The sequence below is a fragment of the Burkholderia anthina genome (genome assembly GCF_001547525.1).
GTDB lineage: Bacteria > Pseudomonadota > Gammaproteobacteria > Burkholderiales > Burkholderiaceae > Burkholderia > Burkholderia semiarida.
The window spans coordinates 242,747-264,039 of sequence record NZ_LNJP01000003.1; the positions used below are offsets into that span (position 1 = coordinate 242,747).

A 21,293-nucleotide genomic window follows, 5' to 3' on the forward strand; every position below is an offset into this window, starting at 1 on the left:
TGTGCAATCTGCACTGCACCAAAAGCGACGAGGCGGGCACCGGCCCGCGCGGGCGGGCCGGCACGCACACGGCGCAGCCGGCCCGGGGGAAGCGCCGACCCGGCGGCCCGGACAGTCCGACGCGATGAACTGTCCGGTTAACTCGGTCCGGCCCCTCAACGCTATGCAGCCGTAATCCCGCCGACAACGCCCATGCATATTTCGACTGACACCGATCGAAAAAAAACATCGGCCCGACCGGCGCGATGCGCGGTACGCTAGAACGTTTGCGCAGCAGACGGCGCCCCCTTTCAGGCGCCCGACTATAAAAAGCGAAGATCGAAATGGAAGCAAAGTGGCTGGAAGATTTCCTGAGCCTGGCGGATACCAAGAGCTTTTCCCGGGCCGCGCGTCATCGGCACCTGACGCAATCGGCGTTCAGTAGACGAATCGCGGCTCTCGAAACCTGGATGGACGCGAAGCTGGTGGACCGGAGCATCAATCCGATCGCACTGACGCCGGCCGGCCAGATGTTCCGCGGGCTCGCCGCGGACATCCTGCGCAGCATGTATGCGGCGCGCAATCTCGTGAACGGCTACGACCAGTTCGCGGCCAGCGACCAGGTCGTGCGCTTCGCCGTCGCGCATACGCTCGTGTTCACGCTGTTTCCGGAATGGCTCAAGCAGCTCAACAGCGAGGTCGGCCACGTGACCGCGCGCGTCAATGCGGTGAACGTGCCGGAAGGCGTGCAGCAGCTCGTCGAAGGCGAATGCGACCTGTTGCTCGGCTATCACCATCCGCAGTTGCCGATCGTGCTCGATCCGAACCACTTTCCGTTCGTCAGCCTCGGCGTCGAACGGATCCTGCCCGTGTCGTCGCCCGATGCGCGCGGCAAGCCGGTGTTCCAGCTGCCCGGCACGCCCGATGCGCCGCTGCCGCTGCTCGCGTATTCGTCGGGCGCCTTTCTCGGCAACATCGTCGAGATGCTGCTGCTGAACGCGACCGAGCCGTATGTGCTGCACCGGTGTTTCGAGACGCATATGTCCGAGGCGCTGAAAGGCATGGTCGTGGCCGGGCACGGCATCGGCTGGCTGCCGGAAAGCTGCGTCGCGAAAGAGCTCGCGGACGGCACGCTCGTCTGCGCCGGCACCGGCGACTGGATCACCGAACTCGAAATCCGCCTGTATCGATCGGCGCGCAAGCGCGGGCTCGCGGCCGAGCAGCTGTGGGCCTACATCATGAACCGGCCGCGCACGGCGCTCGACGCGGCGATCGGCACCGAAGAGGCGGCCGCGCCGGCAATGCGCGGCGCGCGACGAAGCGCGGGCGGCAGCCGCTGAATGCCGTGTTCGCGCCGTGGATATCCATGGCGCGCATGCGTATTCTTTCGACAGCAATCGATAATCCGCCGGATTCCATAAAATCCCTTACCTGTCCGCAATCCGCCGCCATCAAAACGCAAACGTTTGCGAATCCATGTCGTACTTTTTACTGCTTTCCGTATTAAGTAAGAATATTCAGCCCGAATTTCCAGACAGAAATACCTTGTTACACAAGTTTCTATTTACCTGTAACAGCCGGAATGATCAAAAACGTCGCACTCTCATTTCGCGACATACGCTCTGTATCCGAACATTCATCGATTTTGCTTGAATACAGGCGCAACAGTTTCTTTTATCAGTCGTTATTTTTCGGCACGAACGTCGATACCTCCGACGTGATTCAAAGCGTGCTCGATCATCGCTACCGGTGAGCAATTTTCATGTCCGGGAATATCGACTTTATTCAGAATTAAGACATCCTTACCAATCTCTCCTTATCCTATTTAGATAGGATCTTTCGCTCTCGTCCCATTCGGGTCACACGCGGTTGTTGGTTCAAAAGCCATCGTGTATCAATAGCGTGTCGCAAAAAGAACGTTGGCAAATTCGACTCCGAGTCGATGCGCGTCATCGATTCCGGACGGGAGATTGGAATGTCACCTTCGCTTCGACAGCAGGCTCGCCCTTTCCTGAGCGTCGTGCTCTCCACGCTCTGCATGAACGCCATGGCTCAGACATCGGCGGCCTCGCCGCCGGCGTCCGGTCCGGGGGCAAACCGGTACGTGATTTCGTATATCTGCGGCGATGCGCGGATCGACGGCACCGCGCCGCTTCCCCCTGACGGGCGCCCGTACAACCTGGGCGTGTCGTTCGTGTCGGAGAGCACCGGGCAGCCGCTCTCCAACGTACAGGTGCGCCTGCGCCGGCATGGGCGCGTGCTCGTCGAATTCAATGCATCGGGATCGCGCTGCCTGTTCAGCGTGCCGGACGCGAGCTACCGGGTCGAAGGGACCTATCAGGGAGCAACCCAGTTCGCGATCGTCGAGACGGGTACGCTCACGACGCAGTTGCGATGGTGAAACGTCGCACCGCCCCGCTCCGATCGCGTCATTCATGGAACGCATCGAATCCAGGAGACTTGAATGCCCCGTCCAGAACGACCGGACGACTCGCCCGACCGTCAGCCGAAACCCTCGTGGGGTCCGGGAAGGAATGCGGCGCTCAGCGTCGCTGCATTTGCCGCGATCTTCGGCGCGTTCGCGTACGTCGAGCGAGACACGAGGATCGGCCACGCGAGCGTGACGCACGATATCGCCGGCGTGATCGGCAACGTCGTGGGCAAGTACCGCCAGCTCATCGTCGCGGCGACGGGCGGCTCGTCCCGAACAGCGGCGCCCGCCGGCTCGACGTCGACGATCGCGCAGGCCGGGCCGGTTCCGCCGTCCGCCTCGACGGCGCCCGCCGTGTCGGCGCCGGCCGAACCGGCCGTGCCGCCGCAAGCGACGGCCCGCTCCGACACGAGCCCACCGCGCGCCGCGCACGTGCCGCCGACGAAGCTCGCGGCGAGCCCGCACGCGGCGTCGACCGGCAGTCGCACGGCGCGCCCCGGCGATGCGCACCGGACGTCACGCTCGCAGGCGCTGGCACGCACGAGAAAACACCCCGACCCCGCGACGAAACGGCAGCCGCAGTCGAGCCTCGCCGGCACGCCGTACATGGAGACCGCCCGCGTCACGCACGATGAGCTGGAAGGCGCCCGCGCTCTGGCCAAGGCGCGCCGGTGCGCAGAGATCGACGAATGGAGCTGCGTGGAGCAGAACGCGAGCCGAGCACTCGCCATCGACCCGACGAACAGCGAATCGCGCGCACTGCTAGGACAGGCGATCCGCAACCGCCTGTGAACCGGCCCTCGGGCGTGCAATCGACGTGATCGTTTCAAAGTGAGGAGACACCGTGGCCAACAATCGTCACCAACAATGCACCACCGTCGCTCCGCCGACCCGGCGGATCCTCCTGCACGCGCCGCTGCTGTGCCTGCTCGTCGCGTCCGGCCCGTGTCTTTCCGCCGAAGGCGACGCGGAACCGCGCGGCACGAGCGAGATCGCCGGATCCCGCGGCGCGCCGGATGCGCTGCCACTCGACCTGCGGCCAACGGGCGCGTCGACGCAAGCCGCGCAGGATTCGGGCACGCAGCCCCCGCTTGCGACCACGCCGATCGCGCGGGCCTCGGATGCGTCGCTGCAGATCGCGCAGGCGCCGAACCCGGCGATGCCGACCACGGTCGTGGTGGACCCCGATGCTGCGCAGCCAAGCGCACCGGCGCCGGTCGCAGCATCGCCGAACGCGTCGATGCTGCTTGCGCAGGCATTCGACACCCCGCCGCCGGATACGTCGGCGCCGCGCGCGCGAACGTCGGATGCACCGCCGCAGCCCGCGCGACCCGTGACCACCGCACCGCCGGCCGCGCCGACCATGCCGACGCTCACCGCGCAGGCATCCGGCACACCGATGCCGAATTCGCCCACGCCTGCGACCGAGACGCCGGGCGCGCAACTGCCGTCGTCCCAGCCGCCGAATTCACAGACGCCCGGCGCCCAGCTCCCCGGCGAGCCGACCCAGCGATCGCAGGGACCCGACGTCGAAGCGCCGAATGCGCGGGCGCCGAATCTCCGCACCGCCGACGTCGAGACGGTACGCAACGACGTGTTCGGCCTCGCGGCGAGCGGCGGCGCGGTCAAGGCGCTCGACGAAGCGAAGGCCCGGCCCGATGCGTTCTCCGCCGTCGACATCGCGCAACTGGAAGAGCTGTCGATTCGCCAGCAGGTGCGCGGCGGACGCGACAAGTCGCGCTCGATGACGAGTTCGGACCGCTTCGATGGAATCGACGACGCGCTGCGCGCGGCGGACGACCTCGACAAGCGGATACCCGCGACACCCGAGTACACCCCGGTCCGCACCGCCCTCGCGGGCGACCGGGTCGTCGCCCTTGCCGCACGCGGCGAGATGAAAACGGCCGTCGCGACGTTCGAGACGATTCCGTCCAGCGCGGAAATCTCGATCGACGCGTTGGCGGCCGTCGGCGATGCATACCTGTACCTGAGCGAGCCGGCCAAGGCGAACGCCGTGTACGCGCGCGCGCTGAAACAGGCCACCGCCTCGCCGACCGATCGCGCGACCCGCGGCTTCCAGTACGGCTCGCGCACGCGCCCGATCGAGCTGCAGGAAGGGCTGTTCTGGTCGTACGTCGACCAGGCACGCGCGCCGGAAGCGAAGCAGGTGCTCGACGACATGGAGAAGTCGCTGCCGCCTGCCAGGCAGGTGACCAACGTCGGCCCGGGAGAAAGCGACTATCTGCGCTACTACCGGCTGCGCGCGCAATACCTGATCTTCACGGGTCACGTGAACGAAGGGATCGCCGCGCTCGAACAGCTCGAGAAAGAGGTGCCGTTCAACGCAGAGGTGCGCGCCGCGCACGCCGACGCCGTGTCGGGCCAATCGCATCCGCGCCAGGCGATCTCGATGTATCGCGCGTCGCTGACCGATCACCCGGACAGCGTCGAGATGCTCGCGGGCCTCGGCCGCGCATCGCTCACGGCGGACGATTACGCGACCGCGAAAACCGTCGACCAGACCCTCGGCAACACGTTCCCGGACAGCGGTGCGGTGCGCAGCTTCAAGCGCGACTACAACGCATACCGCAGCCCGGTGTTCACGACCGACCTGAGCTTCGAGCACGGCAACAGCGCGCTGGCCAACAACAGCTTCACGTCGGACAGCTATGTGTATTCGCAACCGTTCGGCGACAACTGGCGCGTGTTTTCGCACACGTTCTACGGTTTCGCGCAGACCGACGACGGCAACCTCAGCCGCACGCGCACCGGCATCGGCGGCGACTACCGGCACGGGCCGCTCACCGTGCTCGGCGAAGTCACGCGCTCGATGGGCGGGGACGGCCGAACCGGCGGCCGCGGGACGATCGCGTACGCGTTGAACGACTACTGGACGGTCAGCGCCGGGCTCGACACCAACGACAACTCGCTGCCGTGGAAAGCGTATGCCGCGCACATCTGGGGCCGCTCCGCGAACGTCGAGGTCGTGTATCGCCAGAACGACCGGCGCGAAGTCAAGCTCAGCTACGGCGTGAGCCGCTACAGCGATTCGAACCTGCACCAGGAGATCGCGGCGACCGCCACGCAGCGCGTGTATACGTCCGCGAACCAGCTCGTCAACGTCTCGCTGAACCTGGGCACGGACAGCAACACGCGGCGGGACGCGCCCTACTTCAGCCCCGGTCGCGACTACGCGGCCGCGGCGACCGTCATGCATCAACTGACGCTGTGGAAGAAGGGCGACCTCGGGCTGCGACAGCGCGTGTCGGTGTCGGGCGGCGCGTACAACGAGCGCGGCTTCGGCACCAGCCCGTTGTGGAGTGCGCGCATCGAGCACGCGTGGACGTTCAAGCACGACATCACGCTGAGCTACGGCGTCGAGGTCAGCAGCCACGCGTACGACGGCCAGCGCGAGCGCTCCGAAACCGGCTTCCTGTCGCTCAACCTGCCGTTTTAGAAAGGAGCCCTGAATGCAATCCAGACGGACCTTCATGTGCGGATGCCTCGGCACGTTTGCCGCCTGTTCGCTGTTCCCGGGCGTGAGCGGCGCCAAGATGATCGACCTGCTGCCGCCGTCCGACCCGGCCGACGGCAAGACGTTTCGCGTGATCTGCCTGCACGACGTGCGCGACAACCTGATGGCGTCGTTTTCGTCGCCGACCGCGATCATCGATCCGTTCGCGGTCGATACCGGTACGCTGACCGCGATCTTCTCGTGGCTGCAGACCAACAACTACCACACCATCACGGTCAAGCAGATCGAGGCGTCGCGGCGCGGCGGCAAGCCGCTGCCGCCGCGCTCGGTGCTGCTCACGTTCGACGACGGCTTTCGCAGCCACTACACGAAGGTGCTGCCGCTGCTGGAGCGCTTCAAGTATCCGGCCGTGATGGGCCTCGTCACCGCGTGGATCGACACGCCGCCGGATACGCCGATCCGCATCAGCGACAAGGTTCAGGTGCCGCGCGACTACTTCCTGTCGTGGGACGAGGTGAAGAAGCTCGGGCAGTCGGAATTCGTCGAGCTCGGCTGCCACACCCACAATCTGCATCATGGCGCGATCGCGAATCCGCAAGGCAACGAATTGCCGGCGACCACGTCGCACCTGTACCTGCAAGACCAGAAGCGCTATGAAACCGACGCCGAATTCCACGCCCGCGTGCACGATGACCTGCAGACTTGCGTGCGGCGGATCCGCGAACGCACCGGCATCGTCGCGCGCTCGATGGTGTGGCCGTACGGCGCGGAAAACCAGCCCGTGCGCCAGATCTCGACATCGCTCGGCATGGACGTCCAGTTCAGCCTCGATGCCGGCCCGAATACGCCGGACGTGCCGCTCGACCGGCTCAGACGAATCCTGATGATGTACGACGTCGATATCGGCGGGTTCGAGCGCTCAATGCGCGAGCCGGCGTCGAACCGCGGCGACGTCGACATGCCCGAGCGTACCGTGCAGGTCGATCTCGACCAGGTCTACGACCCCGATCCCGCGCGGCAGGAAGCGAATCTCGGCAAGCTGATCGAGCGCATCTACCGGATGCAGCCGAAATCGGTATACCTGCAGGCGTATGCGGACCCGAAGGGCACGGGCGTGGCCGAAGCGGTGTATTTCCCGAACCGGCATCTGCCGATGCGTTCCGACCTGTTCTCGCGTGCCGCGTGGCAGCTCAACACGCGGTCCAACGTGCAGGTATACGCGTGGATGCCGGTGCTTGCGTTCCGGCCGCCGGCCGACAAGCTGCGCGCGCTCGAAGCCGTCAGCGCCTACGGCGGCGCGCCGGCCCGCGAGAACGGCGCGCGCATGTTCCGGCTGAGCCCGTTCGATCCCGATGCGCGGCTGATGATCCAGCAGGTCTACGAGGATCTCAGCAAGCACGCGTCGTTCAGCGGCATCCTGTTCGGCGACGACGCCGTGCTCGACGACTACGAGGATGCGGGCCGGCATGCGCTGCGCACCTATTCGCAATGGGGGCTGCCGGCCGACGTCGGCAAGATCCGCGAGAACCCCGACCTGATGAAGCGCTGGACGCGCCAGAAGACGCGCTACCTGATCGACATGACCCGGCAGCTCGAACAGATCGTGCTGGCCCACCAGAACGCCGGCGACGTGCTGACCGCGCGCAACATCTTCGCGATGCCGGTGCTCAAGCCCGAATCGGAAGCGTGGTATGCGCAGAACTACGACGATTTCATCGCCGCCTACGACTACGTCGCGCTGATGGCCATGCCGTACATGGAACAGGCGAAGGACCCGGAAGGCTGGCTCGACCAGCTCGTGAAGGCGGTGCGCGCGAAGCAGCGCGGGCTGCAGCGCACCGTGTTCGAACTGCAGTCGTACGACTGGCGCGGGCAGAAGGCGGTGCCGGCCAGCACGCTGCTCGCGCAGATGCGGCGGCTGCGCAGCGAGGGCGCCGTGAATTTCGGCTACTACCCCGACAATTTCCTGACCGGCCAGCCGGAGCTCGACGCGATGCGCGACGTGATGTCGCTGAAGTCGCGCCTCGACCCAACCTCCATCAACGCGCTGATGCAGATGCAGCAATCGCGGGGAACCAAGACGCCATGACCTCCCATAGCCTGATCCAGCGCCTGCAGGATTTCGTCTTCTACTATCCGTTCTTCATGTCGTATCTGTGGATGATCGGCGGCGTCGTGCACTACTTCCTGCTCGAGGAAGGCCGCGAGCTATCGACGCGCACGATCGCGTCGAGCGGCATTCCGAAGGTGTCGATCGTCGTGCCCTGCTTCAACGAAGCCGCGAACGCGCGCAGCGTGATCGCCCATCTGAACGGGATGCAGTATCCGAACTACGACATCATCGCGGTCAACGACGGCAGCAACGATCGCACCGGCGAGATCCTCAACGAGCTGGCCGTCGAGATCCCGCGGCTGCTCGTGATCCATCACGCGCGCAACGAAGGCAAGGCGGTCGGGCTCACGACCGCGGCCGCGGTATCCAACGCGGAATACCTGCTCTGTATCGACGGCGACGCGCTGCTCGCGCACGACGCGATCGGCTGGATGCTCGAACATTTCCTGACCGACCCGGGCGTGGGCGCGGTGACCGGCAACCCGCGCATCCGCACGCGCACGTCGCTGCTCGGCCGCATGCAGGTCGGCGAATTCTCGTCGATCGTCGGGCTGATCAAGCGCACGCAGCAGGTATACGGCCGCATCTTCACGGTATCGGGCGTGATCACGATGTTCCGCAAGACCGCGCTCGCCGACGTCGGCTACTGGAGCTCGGACATGCTCACCGAGGACATCGACATCAGCTGGAAGCTGCAGTGCCGCGACTGGCGCGTCGTGTACGAGCCGCACGCGCTCAGCTGGATCCTGATGCCCGAGACGATCAAGGGGCTCTACCGGCAGCGGCTGCGCTGGTCCAAGGGCGGCATCCAGGTGCTGCTCAAGTACGCGGGCACGCTGATGCGGCCCACGCAGATGATGATGTGGCCGCTGTTCGTCGAGTACCTGATCGGCATCGCGTGGGCGTACTCGATGTCGTTCATCCTGCTGCTCGCGCTGATCGACGTCGTCTACCCGCTTCCGCCGAACTGGCATGTGTCCGTGGTGCCGCACTGGCACGGGATGCTGCTGGTCGCGACCTGCATCCTGCAGCTGATCATCGGCAGCATGATCGATCGTCGTTACGACGAAAAACTCCTGATGTACTTCCTTGACACCATCTGGTACCCCGTCGCGTTCTGGCTGATCAGCATGATCACCACCGTCGTCGCCCTGCCCGCCGTCGTGCTGCGGGGCCGCGGCAAGCGCGCCGTTTGGGTCAGTCCCGACCGAGGCATTCAACATGAAGAACGCGCCGATTATTGACCTTTCCCTGCGCGCCCCGCGCGACATGATCGCCGAACGCGGCGGCATCGTCGGGCCCGTGCTCGTCGCATGGTTCCGCCTCGTGCGGCCCGCGCTGGTCGGCGGTGTATGGGCATCGATCTGCATCTACACGTACCGCTACCTGCTGCCGTTCAACGAGGCCGAGATGCCGATCGAGCAGATCGTGTTCTACGTGACGAGCATCGCGCTGATCGCCGGCACGATCGTCATGTGGCTGATCGCGGGACGCGTCGTGCATCCATTCGCCTATCGCCTGCGCGTGTCGAGGATAGTGCGGCGCTCGGCCAGCGTGAAGGTGCGCTCGGTGCCGCCGACCGCGTTCGCGAGCGAGCGCCGGCGCGGCGCGCGCCGCACGACGCGCATTCTCGTCGCGTCGCACGATGCGAACGGGTCGATTTCGGGCATCGAATGGGTCGCCCATGCCGGGCCGCAGCCCCGCGAATAGATCGCCGGAGACGTGCCGCGCCGCGCGCGACGCTGCCGTGCGACGCGGCACCGCTCCTGACATCGTGCTGCCGCGCATCGCGCGCCAGCCAGAAAACTTCCTGGAGACGAGGTGAATCATGTGCGGAATCGTCGGAGCAAGCGGCCTGAACAATCAGGTGCCGCAACTGGTCAATGCACTGAGCCGGCTCGAATATCGCGGCTACGATTCGTGCGGCATCGCCGTTCAGGGCGACGGTCGCCTGCGCAGCGAACGCACGCTGCGACGCGTGACGGACCTGCAGGATCGCGTGCTGACGCTCGGCCTCGAAGCGCAAACCTGCATCGCGCATACGCGCTGGGCCACACATGGCGCGCCGTCTGAAATGAACGCGCATCCGATCATGTCAGGCGACACGATCGCCGTCGTGCACAACGGGATCATCGAGAACCACGACACGCTGCGCGCCGAACTGAAGCAACGCGGCTATACGTTTCGCGGGCAGACCGACACCGAGGTCATCGCACACCTGATCCACAGCCTCTATCGCGACGACCTGTTCGACGCGGTGGTGCGCGCGGTCAAACGGCTGCACGGCGCGTACGCGATCGCGGTGCTCGGCGCGCGCGAGCCGCAGCGCCTCGTCGCCGCGCGCGCCGGCTCGCCGCTCGTGATCGGCATCGGCGCCGAGCAGAACTACCTCGCGTCCGACTGCGCGGCGCTCGGCGACCTGACCGACCGCTTCGTGTACCTGGAGGACGGCGACGTCGCGCTGATCACGCCGGATCGCATCGCCGTGGTCGATGCGGGCGGGCAGGAAGCACGGCGCCCTTTGTGCGAAGTGAAGGCGCGCGCGGACGATGCCGCGCTCGGCCCGTACCAGCACTTCATGCAGAAGGAAATCTTCGAGCAACCGAAGGCGATCGACAGCACGCTCGACGGCATCGACACGATCTCGCCGGCGCTGTTCGACGCGACGGAAGGCACGCGCGCGCTGCTGTCGCGAGTCAGAAGCGTGCTGCTGCTCGGCTGCGGCACCAGCTATTACGCGGGCCTCACGGCGAAGTACTGGCTCGAAAGCATCGCGGGCGTGCCGGCCCAGGTCGAGATCGCCAGCGAATACCGCTACCGCGACACGGTGGCCGATCCGCGCACGCTCGTCGTCGGCATCTCGCAGTCGGGCGAAACGGCCGACACCATCGGCGCGATCGAGCAGGCGCGCACGATGGGCCAGGATTTGTCGATGGCGATCTGCAACGTCGCGACCAGCACGATCGCGCGCAACGCGCCACTGCGGTTCCTGACGCGGGCCGGCGCCGAACTCGGCGTCGCGTCGACCAAGGCGTTCACCACGCAGCTCGTCGCGCTGTTCTTGCTGACGCTGACGCTCGCGCAACTGCGCGGCCGACTCGATGCCGCGCAAGTCGCGACGCACCTGAAACAGTTGCGCGCGCTGCCCGAGCGCATCGGCCACGCGCTCGCGCTGGAAACGCAGATCATGGGCTGGGCCACGAAATTCGCGCGCACCGAGAACGCGCTGTTCCTCGGCCGCGGCATCCATTTCCCGATCGCACTGGAAGGCGCCCTGAAGCTGAAGGAAGTGTCGTACATCCACGCGGAAGGCTATGCGGCCGGCGAGCTGAAGCACGGGCCGCTCGCGCTCGTCACGAGCGCGATGCCGGTCGTCACGATCGCGCCGGACGACCGCCTGTTCCAGAAGCTGAAGTCCAACATGGCCGAGGTGCGTGCACGCGGCGGCCGGCTTTACGTGCTGGCCGGCAGTCAGCTCGAGATCGACGCCGACCGCGACACGCACCTGATCCGCGTGCGCGAATCGGGCGACCTGCTGTCGCCGATCGTCAATGTGATTCCGTTGCAACTGCTCGCGTATCACGTCGGCTGCGCGCGCGGCGCCGACGTCGACAAGCCGCGCAACCTCGCGAAATCGGTAACCGTCGAATGATGCGGCGAACGCGCCCGGTACAGGCCGTCGTGCGGCTGGCCGCGGCTGCCGTTTGCGGCGCCGGCGGCATCGGCACGGCGTCGCCGCCGGCCTTCGCCGGCGCGCCGATCGTGCATACGGTCACGGTGTCGAACGTCCCGTCGCCGCAGGACAGCGGCGACCCGCGGCGCTTCATGCACGGGATCGGCGTGGCCGACGCCGGCGACGGCAAACGCTGGGTGTTCTTCAGCAGCTCGGGCATCGTGCCGCGCGGCGCGCTCCGCGGCGGCAACTGGCCGCATGACGTGTACGTCGGCGAATGGCTGCCCGGCGGGACGCGCGTGCTGCACGTGCGCACGTTCATCAGCCGCCCCGAGGCGCAGGAACCCGTGTCGATCGCGCAAAACGCGCGCGGCGACATCTTCGTCACGTTCGAGGACGGCTGGAACGCGCCGCAGGAAGTCAGCCAGCGCTACGGCGTCTACCGCCGCGACCTGAAACCGGTCAAGCCCTACCCGAACGACGTCGAATCGGGCGGCCATTCGGGGCATGTCGCGACGGCCGGCGACCGCTTCGTCGTGTTCTATTCGGCCGACTGGGTCAACGGCGGCGGTGTCGACAACCTCGGCAGCGGAAACGGTGTCTACCTGAAAACCTACGATGCGGCCGGGCGCGTACTGAACCATGTCGCGGTCGCGCCGCGCCGCCGCGAGTGGTGGCCCGTGATCGCGGGCTCGCCGCGCAACGCGCTGCTCGTGTGGCAGAAGTTCATCGAAGGCAGCACGGACGCGACGCTCGAATACGCGATGTTCGATCCGATCACAGCGAAGCTGGAAAAACTCGGATCGCTGAACGACGCGATCCAGTACTACGTGTATTCAGCCGCCTATGTGCCGGAGATCGACCGTTTCATCGTCGTCACGACGACGGCGGACGATCGCGGCGTCGCGATGCTGATCGCGCCGGACGGCCGCCGCACGGCGACGCTCGATTGCCTGCCGGCGTCGGTGCGCGAATCGGACCTCGGTGTCGCCGGCACGCACGCGTATGTGCCGACCCGCGACGGGCGGCTGCTGACGCTCGCGCTTGGGCCGGCGAACATTGCAGTGAGCGGCGTGCAACGCTCGCCGATTCCTTGGGGTTCGACCGGCATCGCCGGTTTCCCGGCGCGCGGCACGGCGATGCATTTCGTATCGCTGACGCCGTCGGGGATGCGTGAAGCCGATTTCGAGCCAGCGCAACGCACACCCATGCCGAAAAGCGAAGCGGCTTGTTCGAGTCATTGACGACGATGGCCGGTCACGCAATGTCGTGAACGCGGGCAGACCGCGTGTCGCCACCGTGAGCGTTCTCCCTCCGTGGTCCGAACCGCGATGACGACACCTCGCCCACGCGGCGCCCCGTTGGTCGGACCCACTGTCGCGGGCCGGTCCGGTCATCACCGCCGCGCCCTTGCGCGCCGAATTGGCCAGCGCCGCCCGTACCGGATAGACTGTCGCCCGATTCCTTCCATCGGCCGCGGCGCCCCGCCTGCCGCCGCCGGAACGCCCCTTCCCGGAGAACGAATGCTGAAGCGCCAGTGGTTTTCGCTCGTGCTGCTGACGGTCTGCCTGCTCGGGCAACGCGCGTCGGCTCAGTCCACGCTCGAACTCGACACCGACGGCACGGCCCGCGCCCTCACCCGCCAGACGCTGCTCGCGCGTCCGGACGCGACCGACATCCACGTGCCGCGCGACATCGCATACGGCCGGCCGATGACGTTCCGCGCGGTGCCGTTCGCCGCGCTGCTCGGCGACACGCCGCTGCCGGCCGACGGCGTGCTCGAAACGCGCGCGGCCGACGGTTTCGCCGCGCAATTGCCGCTCGATCTCGTGCGCCGCCGCGCGCCGGCCGGCGCGGTCCCGTGGCTCGCGATCGAGGATCCGGCCCATCCGTGGCCGAAGCTGCCCGGCAAGCAGGTCGGCGCGGGGCCGTTCTATCTCGTGTGGCTCGGCCCGGACGCGTCGTCGGTGCGTGGCGAACAGTGGCCGTACCAGATCGTGCGCATCACGATCGAATCGTCGCCGCTCGCGCGCTGGCCGTCGCTCGCCGTCGATGCCGCGTTGCCCGCGAACGATCCGGCCCGCGCGGGCCAGCGGCTGTTCGTCACGCAATGTCTCGCGTGCCATCGCATCGACGGGGCGGGCAGCAGCCACGCCGGCCCCGACCTGAACACGCCGATGAATCCGGTCGACTACTTCCAGCCCGCCGCACTGCGCCGCTACATCCGCAACCCGGCGTCGGTACGCGACTGGCCGGGCCGCAGCATGCCGGCGTTTCCGCCCGAACAGTTGAGCGACCGCGAACTCGACCAGATCGTCGCGTATCTCGCGTATATGGCACGGCGCAAGGCGGGGAAGTAACGCGAGCGCTCCGCCGCCCGGCCGCACTCGTCGCGCTCAGGGTTCCTGCGCGCTCCGCAACACCGCGCGCAACAACACGTCGGCGCCCGCCGTCGCCCATTCCGGCGTAATCGCTTCGGCCTCGTTGTGGCTCAGCCCGTCCACACACGGGACGAAGATCATCCCGGTCGGCGCGACACGCGCGACATAGCACGCGTCGTGTCCCGCACCGGACACGATGTCCATGTGCGACAACCCGAGCGCGCGGGCCGCGTCGCGCACCGTGTCGATACAGCGGGGCGCGAACGGCACCGGCGCATACGTGAAAATCTGCTCGATTCGCACGCCGAGGCCGGTTTCGTCGGCAACGCGCGCGAGCTCCGCGCGCAGCGCCGCGTCCAGTTCGTCGAGGACCGCATCATCGGGATGCCGGAATTCCACCGTGAAAAAACAGCCGCCCGGCACTGTATTGCGCGAATTCGGCCGCGCCTCGATCATCCCGACCGTTGCGCGCGCATCCGGTGCGTAACGGCGGCCGAGTTCGTCGACGAACGAGATCATCCGCGCGGCGCCCACCAGCGCGTCGCGACGAAACTCCATTGGCGTCGTACCGGCGTGCGCATCGACCCCGGTCAGCGTCACCTCGTACCAGCGCTGCCCCTGCCCCGCCGTCACGACGCCGATCGTCTTGCCGGCCCGTTCGAGAATCGCGCCCTGTTCGATATGCAGTTCGTACGCGGCGTGCACCGGATAGCCGCCGACCGGCTCCGTGCCCGCGTAGCCGATCCGTTCGAGTTCCTCGCCGATCGACCGGCCCGCGCCGTCGGTGCGCGACAGCCCGTATTCGAGCGTATAGACGCCCGAGAACACGCCGGCCGACACCATCGCCGGCGCGAAGCGCGAGCCTTCCTCGTTGGTCCAGATCACGACGTCGACCGGGCGTTCGGTCTCGATGCCCGCGTCGTTCAGCGCGCGCACGACCTCGAGCCCGCCGAGCACGCCGTAGATGCCGTCGTAGCGGCCGCCGGTCGGCTGCGAATCGGCGTGCGAGCCCGTCATCACGGGTGCGGCGCCCGGATTGCGGCCCGCGCGGCGCGCGAACACGTTGCCCATCCGATCGACGCGCACCGTGCAGCCGGCGTCGCGCGCCCACTGCACGAACAGGTCGCGCGACTCGCGGTCGAGATCGGTCAGCGCGAGACGGCAGACGCCGCCCTTCGGCGTCGCGCCGATCTGCGCCATCCGTTCGAGCGACGCCCACAGACGGTCGCCGTCGACGCGCGGCATGGTCACGGTAGCGTCATGCATCGCCGTGCTCCGGCGCGCGTTGCAGCGCATAGCGGAAATCGCAGCGCTTGCCGCCCTGCATGATCGTGCTGGTGCGCGTGAGCACGATGTCCGGCGCGTAACCCTGGATGAAATAGCTGTCGCGCGCGCAGCTCAGCAGGTGGCCGATCTCGCCAAGCCCCATCGCGTGATACATCTCGGCGTAGCTGCAGCGATGCACGTCGTAGTCGTAGTGCGCGTCGTCCGCGCGCCGCACCTCGACGTCGAGCGCATCGTCCTTCTCCCACAGCACCTGCAGCGCGATGAACGACTTCACGCTCGTGCCGTCCGGCTCCTGCGCGGCGAACGTACGGCCCGCATCGACGGCCGCGCCGCGCACGGCTTCGGCGATCACGGCCTGCGCGCGCTCGGCGCCGAACTCGCGCTTCATGATCTCGTAGATCGGCTTGATGATTTCCGCTTCGATGCGGCGCCGCGCGAGAATCCCGAGGCGTGTGTCCTCGGGTGCGGCGGCGGATGTCGGGTTCGCTTCGGTCATGGGGATCGTCCTGATCGTTTTATCGTTACTTGACGGCGGTACGCGAGCCGCCGAGCACGTCGACGACGGCCCACTTGCCGCCGCGCACCTGGTAGATCGTGAAGGCCGGGTCCTTCAGGTTGCCTTCGGCGTCGAATGCGATGCGCCCCGTCACGCCGGGCCGGTCGATCGCGCGAACGGCCGCGACGAGCTTCGCCGGCTGGGTCGTGCCGGCCTTCTGCGCGGCCGCGATCAGCGTGGCGGCCGCGTCGTACGCGAACGGCGCATGTAGCTCGATCGGCGCGTGATAGCGCGCCTGGTATTGCGCATCGAACGTCTTGCCGCCCGGCATCCGGTCGAGCGGCAGGCCCGGTTCGAGCGCCGTCACGCCGTCGCCGTCCTTGCCGGCGAGCGACAGGAAGGTCTGGCTCACGAAGCCGCCCGCGCCGAGCAGCGGCGCGTTCACGCCGAGCTGGCGCATCCGGCGCGCGATCGGCGCGGCCTGCGCGTCGAGGCCGCCGAAGAATACGAGGTCCGCGCGCTTGCCCTTGATCGCGGTCAGCACGCCGCTGAAATCGGTGGTCTTGTCGTTCACGTACTGGCGATCGACGATCGTGCCGCCGTTCGCCTGCACGCCCTGGATGAACTGGTCGGCCAGCCCCGCGCCGAACGACGTGCGATCGTCGATCACCGCGATGCGCGTGGCCTTCAGCGTCTTCACCGCGTACGCACCGGTGAAGCGGCCGCCCGCATCGTCGTGACCCATGATGCGCAACGCCGTCGCGTAGCCCTGCTGCGTGTATTGATGGCCGGTGGAGGCCGGCGCGATCTGCGGAATGCCCGCATCGCGGTACACGCGCGACGCCGGCACGCTGCAGCCCGTGTTCCAGTGACCGACGACGCCGATCACGTGCTGGTCGACGAGTTGCTGCGCGACCGCGACGGCCGTACGCGGATCGGACTGGTCGTCGGCCGCGACGAGCTTGTAGACGACCGGCTTGCCGCCGATGGTTGGATGCTTGGCGTTCGCGTCGTCGATCGCGAGTTGCGCGCCGTTCTGCAAATCCTTGCCGATTCGCGCGGACGGGCCGGTGAGCGGCGCGGCGAGGCCGATCAGGACCGTCTGCGCGGACTGCGCGAACGCGGGAACGGCGGCGACGAGAGCGGCCGCGGAGAAGGCGAGACTGGCGGAGAGGAAAGCGATTTTCATGTGCGAGGGATCGGTGAATCGAATCATAAACATGAAAAATATTAAATATTCAACCACCAAACCCCAAATACCCAATTGTTGGATGCTTATACCGTTCTCGACACATTACCGTATGCCGCTGTAAATACAGGATATTTTTGTGTTGTCGCTTACCCTGATTTTTCGATAAAATTCGATACATGAAAAATATCGAACAATTGCCGAACGATCCGCCGCTGCGCGCGGTGCGTGCGTTCGAAGCGTTCGCGCGTCTGGGCTCCGTCACCGCGGCGGCGGGCGAACTGGACATCACGCCGTCGGCGGTCAGCCATCAGCTGCAACTGCTCGAAGCGTTCATCCAGACGCCGCTGACGGTGCGCGAAGGCCGGCTGCTCGCGCTCACCGACGAGGGGCGCGACTACTACCGGTCGATCAGCGCGGCCTTCTCGGTGCTGCGCAGCGCGACGCGCTTCGTGCGCGACCGTTCGTCGCTGCGCCAGATCACCGTCAGCCTGATTCCGCTGCTCGGCATCGGCTGGTTCATTCCCCGGCTGCATGCGTTCCTGGCCGACAACACCGATGTCGACGTCACGGTGCTGTACGCGCATCACCGCAACTACCGAAGCGATGCATCGGACCTGTCGATCCGCTTCGGCACCGGCGACTGGCCCGGCTACCGCTGCGAGCGGCTGCTGCCGGGCGCGATGGTGCCGATGTGCAGCCCGTCGTTCCTGAAGCGTCACGGGCCGTTCCGCACGCCGGCCGATCTCGCGCGCGCGCCGCTCGTGCACGACGAGGATCGCAGCACGTGGGTCAACTGGCTGCAGGGCGCCGGCGTGCGGCACGTGTCGCATGCGGTGGGGCCGATGTTCGAGGATGGCCAGCTCACGCTGAGCGCGGCGCGCGCGGACCTCGGCGCCGCGCTGCTGCGCGCGCCGCTGGTCCAGCGCGAACTGGCGAACGGCGAACTCGTGCAACTGTTCGACCATGCGCTCGACGACGGGCGCGACTACTACCTGTGCACGCGCGAGGACGCGGACATGCCGGACGGGGCGCGGCGGCTGGCGGAATGGTTGAGGAAGATGGCGGGGATTTGAGCGGGGGCTCCTTGCAGCGTCGTCCTGCCGGGGCCTTGCATACTTTTAAGTATGCATATATGATATGCATATCATATATCGGAGGTTACCATGGGTCGGATTCTGGTCGATCTGTCGGATGGCCAACTAGACGCATTGGCCGTCATCGTCGAGACTCAACACCGTCCCCGCGCCGCCATCATTCGTGACGCGATCGACGCCTACATTGCCCTGAACAAGCCCCGGCTTGCCGACGACGTCTTCGGTCTCTGGAAAAATCGCACGATCGATGGGCTCGCCTATCAAGAGGAATTGCGCTCGGAATGGTAAAAGCCCTTTTCGACACCAACATCCTGATCGATTATCTGGGCGGCGTGGAATCCGCCCGTGCGGAGTTAGGCCGCTACGACTATCGCGCAATCAGCATGATCACGTGGATGGAAATCCTCGCCGGGGCGTCCGCAAGGGACGAGGCACCCATCCGTGCATGGCTCTCGTCGTTCGACGTCATTGCACTCGACAGCACGGTTGCAAATCGCGCGGTGACGATTCGCGAGGACCGCCGGATACGCCTGCCCGACGCGATCGTGTGGGCATCGGCGCAAGTGAACGGTCTGCTGCTCGTATCGCGCAACACGAAGGACTTTCCCGCCTCCGAACCCGGCGTTCGCGTGCCGTATCAGATCTAAGCCGGCGTACGCCCAGCGCATACGCCTTCCCAGCACGTTCCCCGACCCCGCCTCATGCCGAGCGGGCGCCCGCATCAACGCCCTCCGCTCTCCCTCCCCACCCAATCAAGGGCCGGAAGCAGATAGAAAATCCCGATGCCCCGGATTGAAACAAGCAATTTCACAAACACAGGGTGAACCCGGATACTGGCAACACTCCACTCACCACTGACAAAAAGGAATTACCCAGATGCCGATCATCAACACCCAAATCAAGCCGTTCAAGGCAACCGCTTACCACAACGGCGAATTCGTGCCCGTCTCGGAAGAGAACTTCAAGGGCAAATGGTCCGTCGTCGTGTTCTACCCGGCCGACTTCACGTTCGTCTGCCCGACCGAGCTGGGCGACCTCGCCGACCGTTACGCGGAATTCCAGAAGCTGGGTGTCGAAATCTACGGCGTGTCGACCGACACGCACTTCACGCACAAGGCATGGCACGACACGTCGGACACGATCGCCAAGATCAAGTACCCGCTGGTCGGCGACCCGACGCTCACGCTGTCGCGCAACTTCGACGTGCTGATCGAGGAAGAAGGGATGGCGCTGCGCGGCACGTTCGTGATCAACCCGGAAGGCGAGATCAAGCTGTGCGAAATCCACGACAACGGCATCGGCCGCGACGCAGGCGAACTGCTGCGCAAGGTGCAAGCCGCGCAATACATCGCGGCGCATCCGGGTGAAGTGTGCCCGGCCAAGTGGACGCCGGGTGCGGAAACGCTGACCCCGTCGCTCGACCTGATCGGCAAGATCTGACGACCGCTCCGCGCGCCTCGCCCGAGGCGCGCGACGGCGGGCCCTGCATCGCGCGGCCCGCCCCTCCTCCGGCACGACGTGCCCGACCAGCATAATCAATACGGAATCCGAAACGCCATGCTCGACGCCAATCTCAAGAATCAACTGAAAGCGTACCTCGAAAAGATCACGCGTCCGATCGAACTCGTCGCCTCGCTCGACGACAGCGCGAAATCGCAGGAACTGCTGGCGCTGCTGAACGAGATTGCGTCGCTGACGGATCGCGTGACCGTGACCGAACGCCGCGACGACGCCGAGCGCAAGCCGTCGTTCTCGATCGGCGAACCCGGCAAGCCGGCCGGCATCCGCTTCGCCGGCATCCCGATGGGCCATGAATTCACGTCGCTCGTGCTCGCCTTGCTGCAAACGGGCGGCCATCCGATCAAGCTCGACGACGACGTGATCGAACAGATTCGCGCGCTCGACGGCGACTACGCATTCGAAACGTATTTCTCGCTGTCGTGCCAGAACTGCCCGGAAGTCGTGCAGGCGCTGAACGTGATGTCGCTGATCAACCCGCGCATCCGCCACGTCGCGATCGACGGCGCGCTGTTCCAGGATGAAGTCGAGTCGCGCCAGATCATGGCCGTGCCGACGATGTTCCTGAACGGGGCCTCGTTCGGCCAGGGCCGCAGCAGCGTGAAGGAAATCCTCGCGAAGCTCGATACGGGCGCCGGCGAACGCGCGGCGAAGTCGCTCGAGAACAAGCCGGTGTTCGACACGCTGATCGTCGGCGGCGGCCCCGCGGGCGCCGCCGCGGCGATCTACTCGGCCCGCAAGGGCATCGCGACGGGTGTGGTCGCCGAGCGTTTCGGCGGCCAGGTGCTGGACACGATGGCGATCGAGAATTTCGTGTCGGTGCAGGAAACCGAAGGGCCGAAGTTTGCGACCGCGCTCGAACAGCACGTGAAGCAGTACGACGTCGACATCATGGACGTGCAGCGCGCCGACGCGCTGATTCCGGGCGACGTGCATCAGATCCGTCTCGCGAACGGCGCGGTGCTGAAGGCGAAGACGATCATCCTCGCGACCGGCGCACGCTGGCGCGAAATCAACGTGCCGGGCGAGCGCGAATACCGCAACCGCGGGGTCGCGTACTGCCCGCACTGCGACGGCCCGCTGTTCAAGGGCAAGCGTGTCGCGGTGGTCGGCGGCGGCAACTCGGGCGTCGAGGCGGCGATCGACCTCGCCGGCATCGTGAAGGAAGTCACGCTGATCGAATTCGGCGCGCAGCTGCGCGCGGACGAAGTGCTGCAGCGCAAGCTGCGCAGCCTGCCGAACGTGACGATCGTCACGCAGGCGCAGACGACCGAGCTGACCGGCGACGGCAGCAAGCTGAACGGGCTCGTCTACAAGGATCTGCGCTCGGGCGACACGCAGCGCATCGATCTCGAAGGCGTGTTCGTGCAGATCGGCCTCGTGCCGAACACCGAATGGCTGAAAGGCACGGTCGAGCTGTCGAAGCACGGCGAGATCGTCGTCGATGCGCGCGGCGCGACGTCGGTGCCGGGCGTGTTCGCGGCCGGCGACGTGACGACGGTACCGTTCAAGCAGATCGTGATCGCGGTCGGCGAAGGCGCGAAGGCGTCGCTCGGCGCGTTCGACCACCTGATCCGGCACGACGTGGCGGCGCCGGTCGCAACCGCGCAGCCGAAGGCCGAAGAAGCGGTCGCCGCCTGACGCACGTCAGCCC

The 21,293-nt window shown here is 66.6% G+C and carries 18 protein-coding genes; 15 read left to right on the forward strand and 3 right to left on the reverse strand.

Going from position 1 to position 21,293, the window contains the following annotated elements; genetic code table 11:
* Positions 1-323 precede the first annotated feature (323 nt).
* The 10 genes from WS64_RS21425 to WS64_RS21470 all read left to right on the forward strand — a co-directional run bounded on the left by WS64_RS21425 (position 324) and on the right by WS64_RS21470 (position 14,031).
* Positions 324-1,319 (forward strand): LysR substrate-binding domain-containing protein, encoded by a 996-nt coding sequence (locus tag WS64_RS21425; protein ID WP_059582392.1) that lies wholly within the window; start codon positions 324-326, stop codon positions 1,317-1,319.
* Between the two features lie 635 nt (positions 1,320-1,954).
* Positions 1,955-2,380, forward strand: coding sequence for a hypothetical protein (locus WS64_RS21430; RefSeq protein ID WP_059639903.1), 426 nt, complete (start codon positions 1,955-1,957; stop codon positions 2,378-2,380).
* Between the two features lie 63 nt (positions 2,381-2,443).
* On the forward strand, positions 2,444-3,202 hold the full coding sequence (locus WS64_RS21435) for a hypothetical protein (RefSeq protein ID WP_060967640.1): 759 nt from the start codon (positions 2,444-2,446) through the stop codon (positions 3,200-3,202).
* A gap of 52 nt (positions 3,203-3,254) precedes the next feature.
* Complete coding sequence (pgaA, locus tag WS64_RS21440) at positions 3,255-5,867, forward strand: poly-beta-1,6 N-acetyl-D-glucosamine export porin PgaA (protein ID WP_060967641.1); 2,613 nt, start codon at positions 3,255-3,257, stop codon at positions 5,865-5,867.
* Positions 5,868-5,880: 13 nt separating this feature from the next.
* The gene (pgaB, locus tag WS64_RS21445) at positions 5,881-7,974 is read left to right on the forward strand and encodes a poly-beta-1,6-N-acetyl-D-glucosamine N-deacetylase PgaB (RefSeq protein WP_060967642.1); all 2,094 of its coding nucleotides are present in this window, start codon (positions 5,881-5,883) and stop codon (positions 7,972-7,974) included.
* Positions 7,971-9,242, forward strand: coding sequence for a poly-beta-1,6-N-acetyl-D-glucosamine synthase (gene pgaC / locus WS64_RS21450; RefSeq protein ID WP_060967643.1), 1,272 nt, complete (start codon positions 7,971-7,973; stop codon positions 9,240-9,242). The genes pgaB and pgaC overlap by 4 nt, the downstream gene beginning before the upstream one ends.
* On the forward strand, positions 9,220-9,708 hold the full coding sequence (locus tag WS64_RS21455; protein WP_059639292.1) for a hypothetical protein: 489 nt from the start codon (positions 9,220-9,222) through the stop codon (positions 9,706-9,708). The genes pgaC and WS64_RS21455 overlap by 23 nt, the downstream gene beginning before the upstream one ends.
* A 118-nt stretch (positions 9,709-9,826) precedes the next feature.
* Positions 9,827-11,650 carry a glutamine--fructose-6-phosphate transaminase (isomerizing) gene (gene glmS, locus WS64_RS21460; RefSeq protein WP_060967644.1) on the forward strand — a complete coding sequence of 608 codons (1,824 nt, stop codon included), beginning with the start codon at positions 9,827-9,829 and terminating at the stop codon, positions 11,648-11,650.
* Positions 11,647-12,915 carry a hypothetical protein gene (locus tag WS64_RS21465; protein ID WP_060967645.1) on the forward strand — a complete coding sequence of 423 codons (1,269 nt, stop codon included), beginning with the start codon at positions 11,647-11,649 and terminating at the stop codon, positions 12,913-12,915. Before glmS ends, WS64_RS21465 begins: the two co-directional genes overlap by 4 nt.
* Positions 12,916-13,194: 279 nt before the next feature.
* Positions 13,195-14,031, forward strand: coding sequence for a c-type cytochrome (locus WS64_RS21470; protein ID WP_060967646.1), 837 nt, complete (start codon positions 13,195-13,197; stop codon positions 14,029-14,031).
* A 36-nt stretch (positions 14,032-14,067) separates the two neighbouring features.
* Here WS64_RS21470 and WS64_RS21475 read toward each other — a convergent pair whose 3' ends face one another.
* From WS64_RS21475 to WS64_RS21485, 3 genes are read right to left on the reverse strand one after another with little or no spacing between them, the layout of a single operon-like run.
* Positions 14,068-15,318: a Zn-dependent hydrolase gene (locus tag WS64_RS21475; protein WP_060968534.1), complete on the reverse strand. Its 1,251-nt coding sequence runs from the start codon at positions 15,316-15,318 to the stop codon at positions 14,068-14,070.
* Positions 15,311-15,835, reverse strand: a complete 525-nt coding sequence (locus tag WS64_RS21480) for an L-2-amino-thiazoline-4-carboxylic acid hydrolase (protein ID WP_060967647.1) — start codon at positions 15,833-15,835, stop codon at positions 15,311-15,313. Before WS64_RS21480 ends, WS64_RS21475 begins: the two co-directional genes overlap by 8 nt.
* Positions 15,836-15,860: 25 nt before the next feature.
* Positions 15,861-17,024, reverse strand: coding sequence for a branched-chain amino acid ABC transporter substrate-binding protein (locus WS64_RS21485; RefSeq protein WP_060967648.1), 1,164 nt, complete (start codon positions 17,022-17,024; stop codon positions 15,861-15,863).
* Between the two features lie 179 nt (positions 17,025-17,203).
* Here WS64_RS21485 and WS64_RS21490 point away from each other — a divergent pair, with 179 nt between their 5' ends.
* The 5 genes from WS64_RS21490 to ahpF all read left to right on the forward strand — a co-directional run bounded on the left by WS64_RS21490 (position 17,204) and on the right by ahpF (position 21,280).
* A complete protein-coding gene (locus WS64_RS21490) occupies positions 17,204-18,100 on the forward strand; it encodes a LysR substrate-binding domain-containing protein (RefSeq protein ID WP_060967649.1) in 897 nt (298 codons plus the stop codon).
* A gap of 90 nt (positions 18,101-18,190) precedes the next feature.
* A complete protein-coding gene (locus WS64_RS21495) occupies positions 18,191-18,409 on the forward strand; it encodes a ribbon-helix-helix protein, CopG family (RefSeq protein WP_059639285.1) in 219 nt (72 codons plus the stop codon).
* Positions 18,403-18,768, forward strand: coding sequence for a type II toxin-antitoxin system VapC family toxin (locus WS64_RS21500; protein WP_060967650.1), 366 nt, complete (start codon positions 18,403-18,405; stop codon positions 18,766-18,768). Before WS64_RS21495 ends, WS64_RS21500 begins: the two co-directional genes overlap by 7 nt.
* Positions 18,769-18,997: 229 nt before the next feature.
* The gene (gene ahpC, locus WS64_RS21505; RefSeq protein WP_011547973.1) at positions 18,998-19,561 is read left to right on the forward strand and encodes an alkyl hydroperoxide reductase subunit C; all 564 of its coding nucleotides are present in this window, start codon (positions 18,998-19,000) and stop codon (positions 19,559-19,561) included.
* 117 nt (positions 19,562-19,678) lie between these two features.
* Positions 19,679-21,280, forward strand: coding sequence for an alkyl hydroperoxide reductase subunit F (gene ahpF / locus WS64_RS21510; RefSeq protein WP_060967651.1), 1,602 nt, complete (start codon positions 19,679-19,681; stop codon positions 21,278-21,280).
* Positions 21,281-21,293: the final 13 nt, after the last annotated feature.

Excerpts from the sequence above, each read along its gene's own strand:
- WS64_RS21490 (WP_060967649.1), top strand. The coding sequence starts at position 17,204 with ATGAAAAATATCGAACAATTGCCGAACGATCCGCCGCTGCGCGCGGTG.
- WS64_RS21470 (WP_060967646.1), top strand. The coding sequence starts at position 13,195 with ATGCTGAAGCGCCAGTGGTTTTCGCTCGTGCTGCTGACGGTCTGCCTG.
- WS64_RS21430 (WP_059639903.1), top strand. The coding sequence starts at position 1,955 with ATGTCACCTTCGCTTCGACAGCAGGCTCGCCCTTTCCTGAGCGTCGTG.
- pgaB (WP_060967642.1), top strand. The coding sequence starts at position 5,881 with ATGCAATCCAGACGGACCTTCATGTGCGGATGCCTCGGCACGTTTGCC.
- WS64_RS21435 (WP_060967640.1), top strand. The coding sequence starts at position 2,444 with ATGCCCCGTCCAGAACGACCGGACGACTCGCCCGACCGTCAGCCGAAA.
- WS64_RS21495 (WP_059639285.1), top strand. The coding sequence starts at position 18,191 with ATGGGTCGGATTCTGGTCGATCTGTCGGATGGCCAACTAGACGCATTG.
- ahpF (WP_060967651.1), top strand. The coding sequence starts at position 19,679 with ATGCTCGACGCCAATCTCAAGAATCAACTGAAAGCGTACCTCGAAAAG.
- glmS (WP_060967644.1), top strand. The coding sequence starts at position 9,827 with ATGTGCGGAATCGTCGGAGCAAGCGGCCTGAACAATCAGGTGCCGCAA.
- WS64_RS21475 (WP_060968534.1), bottom strand. The coding sequence starts at position 15,318 with ATGCATGACGCTACCGTGACCATGCCGCGCGTCGACGGCGACCGTCTG.
- WS64_RS21455 (WP_059639292.1), top strand. The coding sequence starts at position 9,220 with ATGAAGAACGCGCCGATTATTGACCTTTCCCTGCGCGCCCCGCGCGAC.
- WS64_RS21425 (WP_059582392.1), top strand. The coding sequence starts at position 324 with ATGGAAGCAAAGTGGCTGGAAGATTTCCTGAGCCTGGCGGATACCAAG.
- WS64_RS21480 (WP_060967647.1), bottom strand. The coding sequence starts at position 15,835 with ATGACCGAAGCGAACCCGACATCCGCCGCCGCACCCGAGGACACACGC.
- WS64_RS21500 (WP_060967650.1), top strand. The coding sequence starts at position 18,403 with ATGGTAAAAGCCCTTTTCGACACCAACATCCTGATCGATTATCTGGGC.
- WS64_RS21465 (WP_060967645.1), top strand. The coding sequence starts at position 11,647 with ATGATGCGGCGAACGCGCCCGGTACAGGCCGTCGTGCGGCTGGCCGCG.
- pgaC (WP_060967643.1), top strand. The coding sequence starts at position 7,971 with ATGACCTCCCATAGCCTGATCCAGCGCCTGCAGGATTTCGTCTTCTAC.
- ahpC (WP_011547973.1), top strand. The coding sequence starts at position 18,998 with ATGCCGATCATCAACACCCAAATCAAGCCGTTCAAGGCAACCGCTTAC.
- WS64_RS21485 (WP_060967648.1), bottom strand. The coding sequence starts at position 17,024 with ATGAAAATCGCTTTCCTCTCCGCCAGTCTCGCCTTCTCCGCGGCCGCT.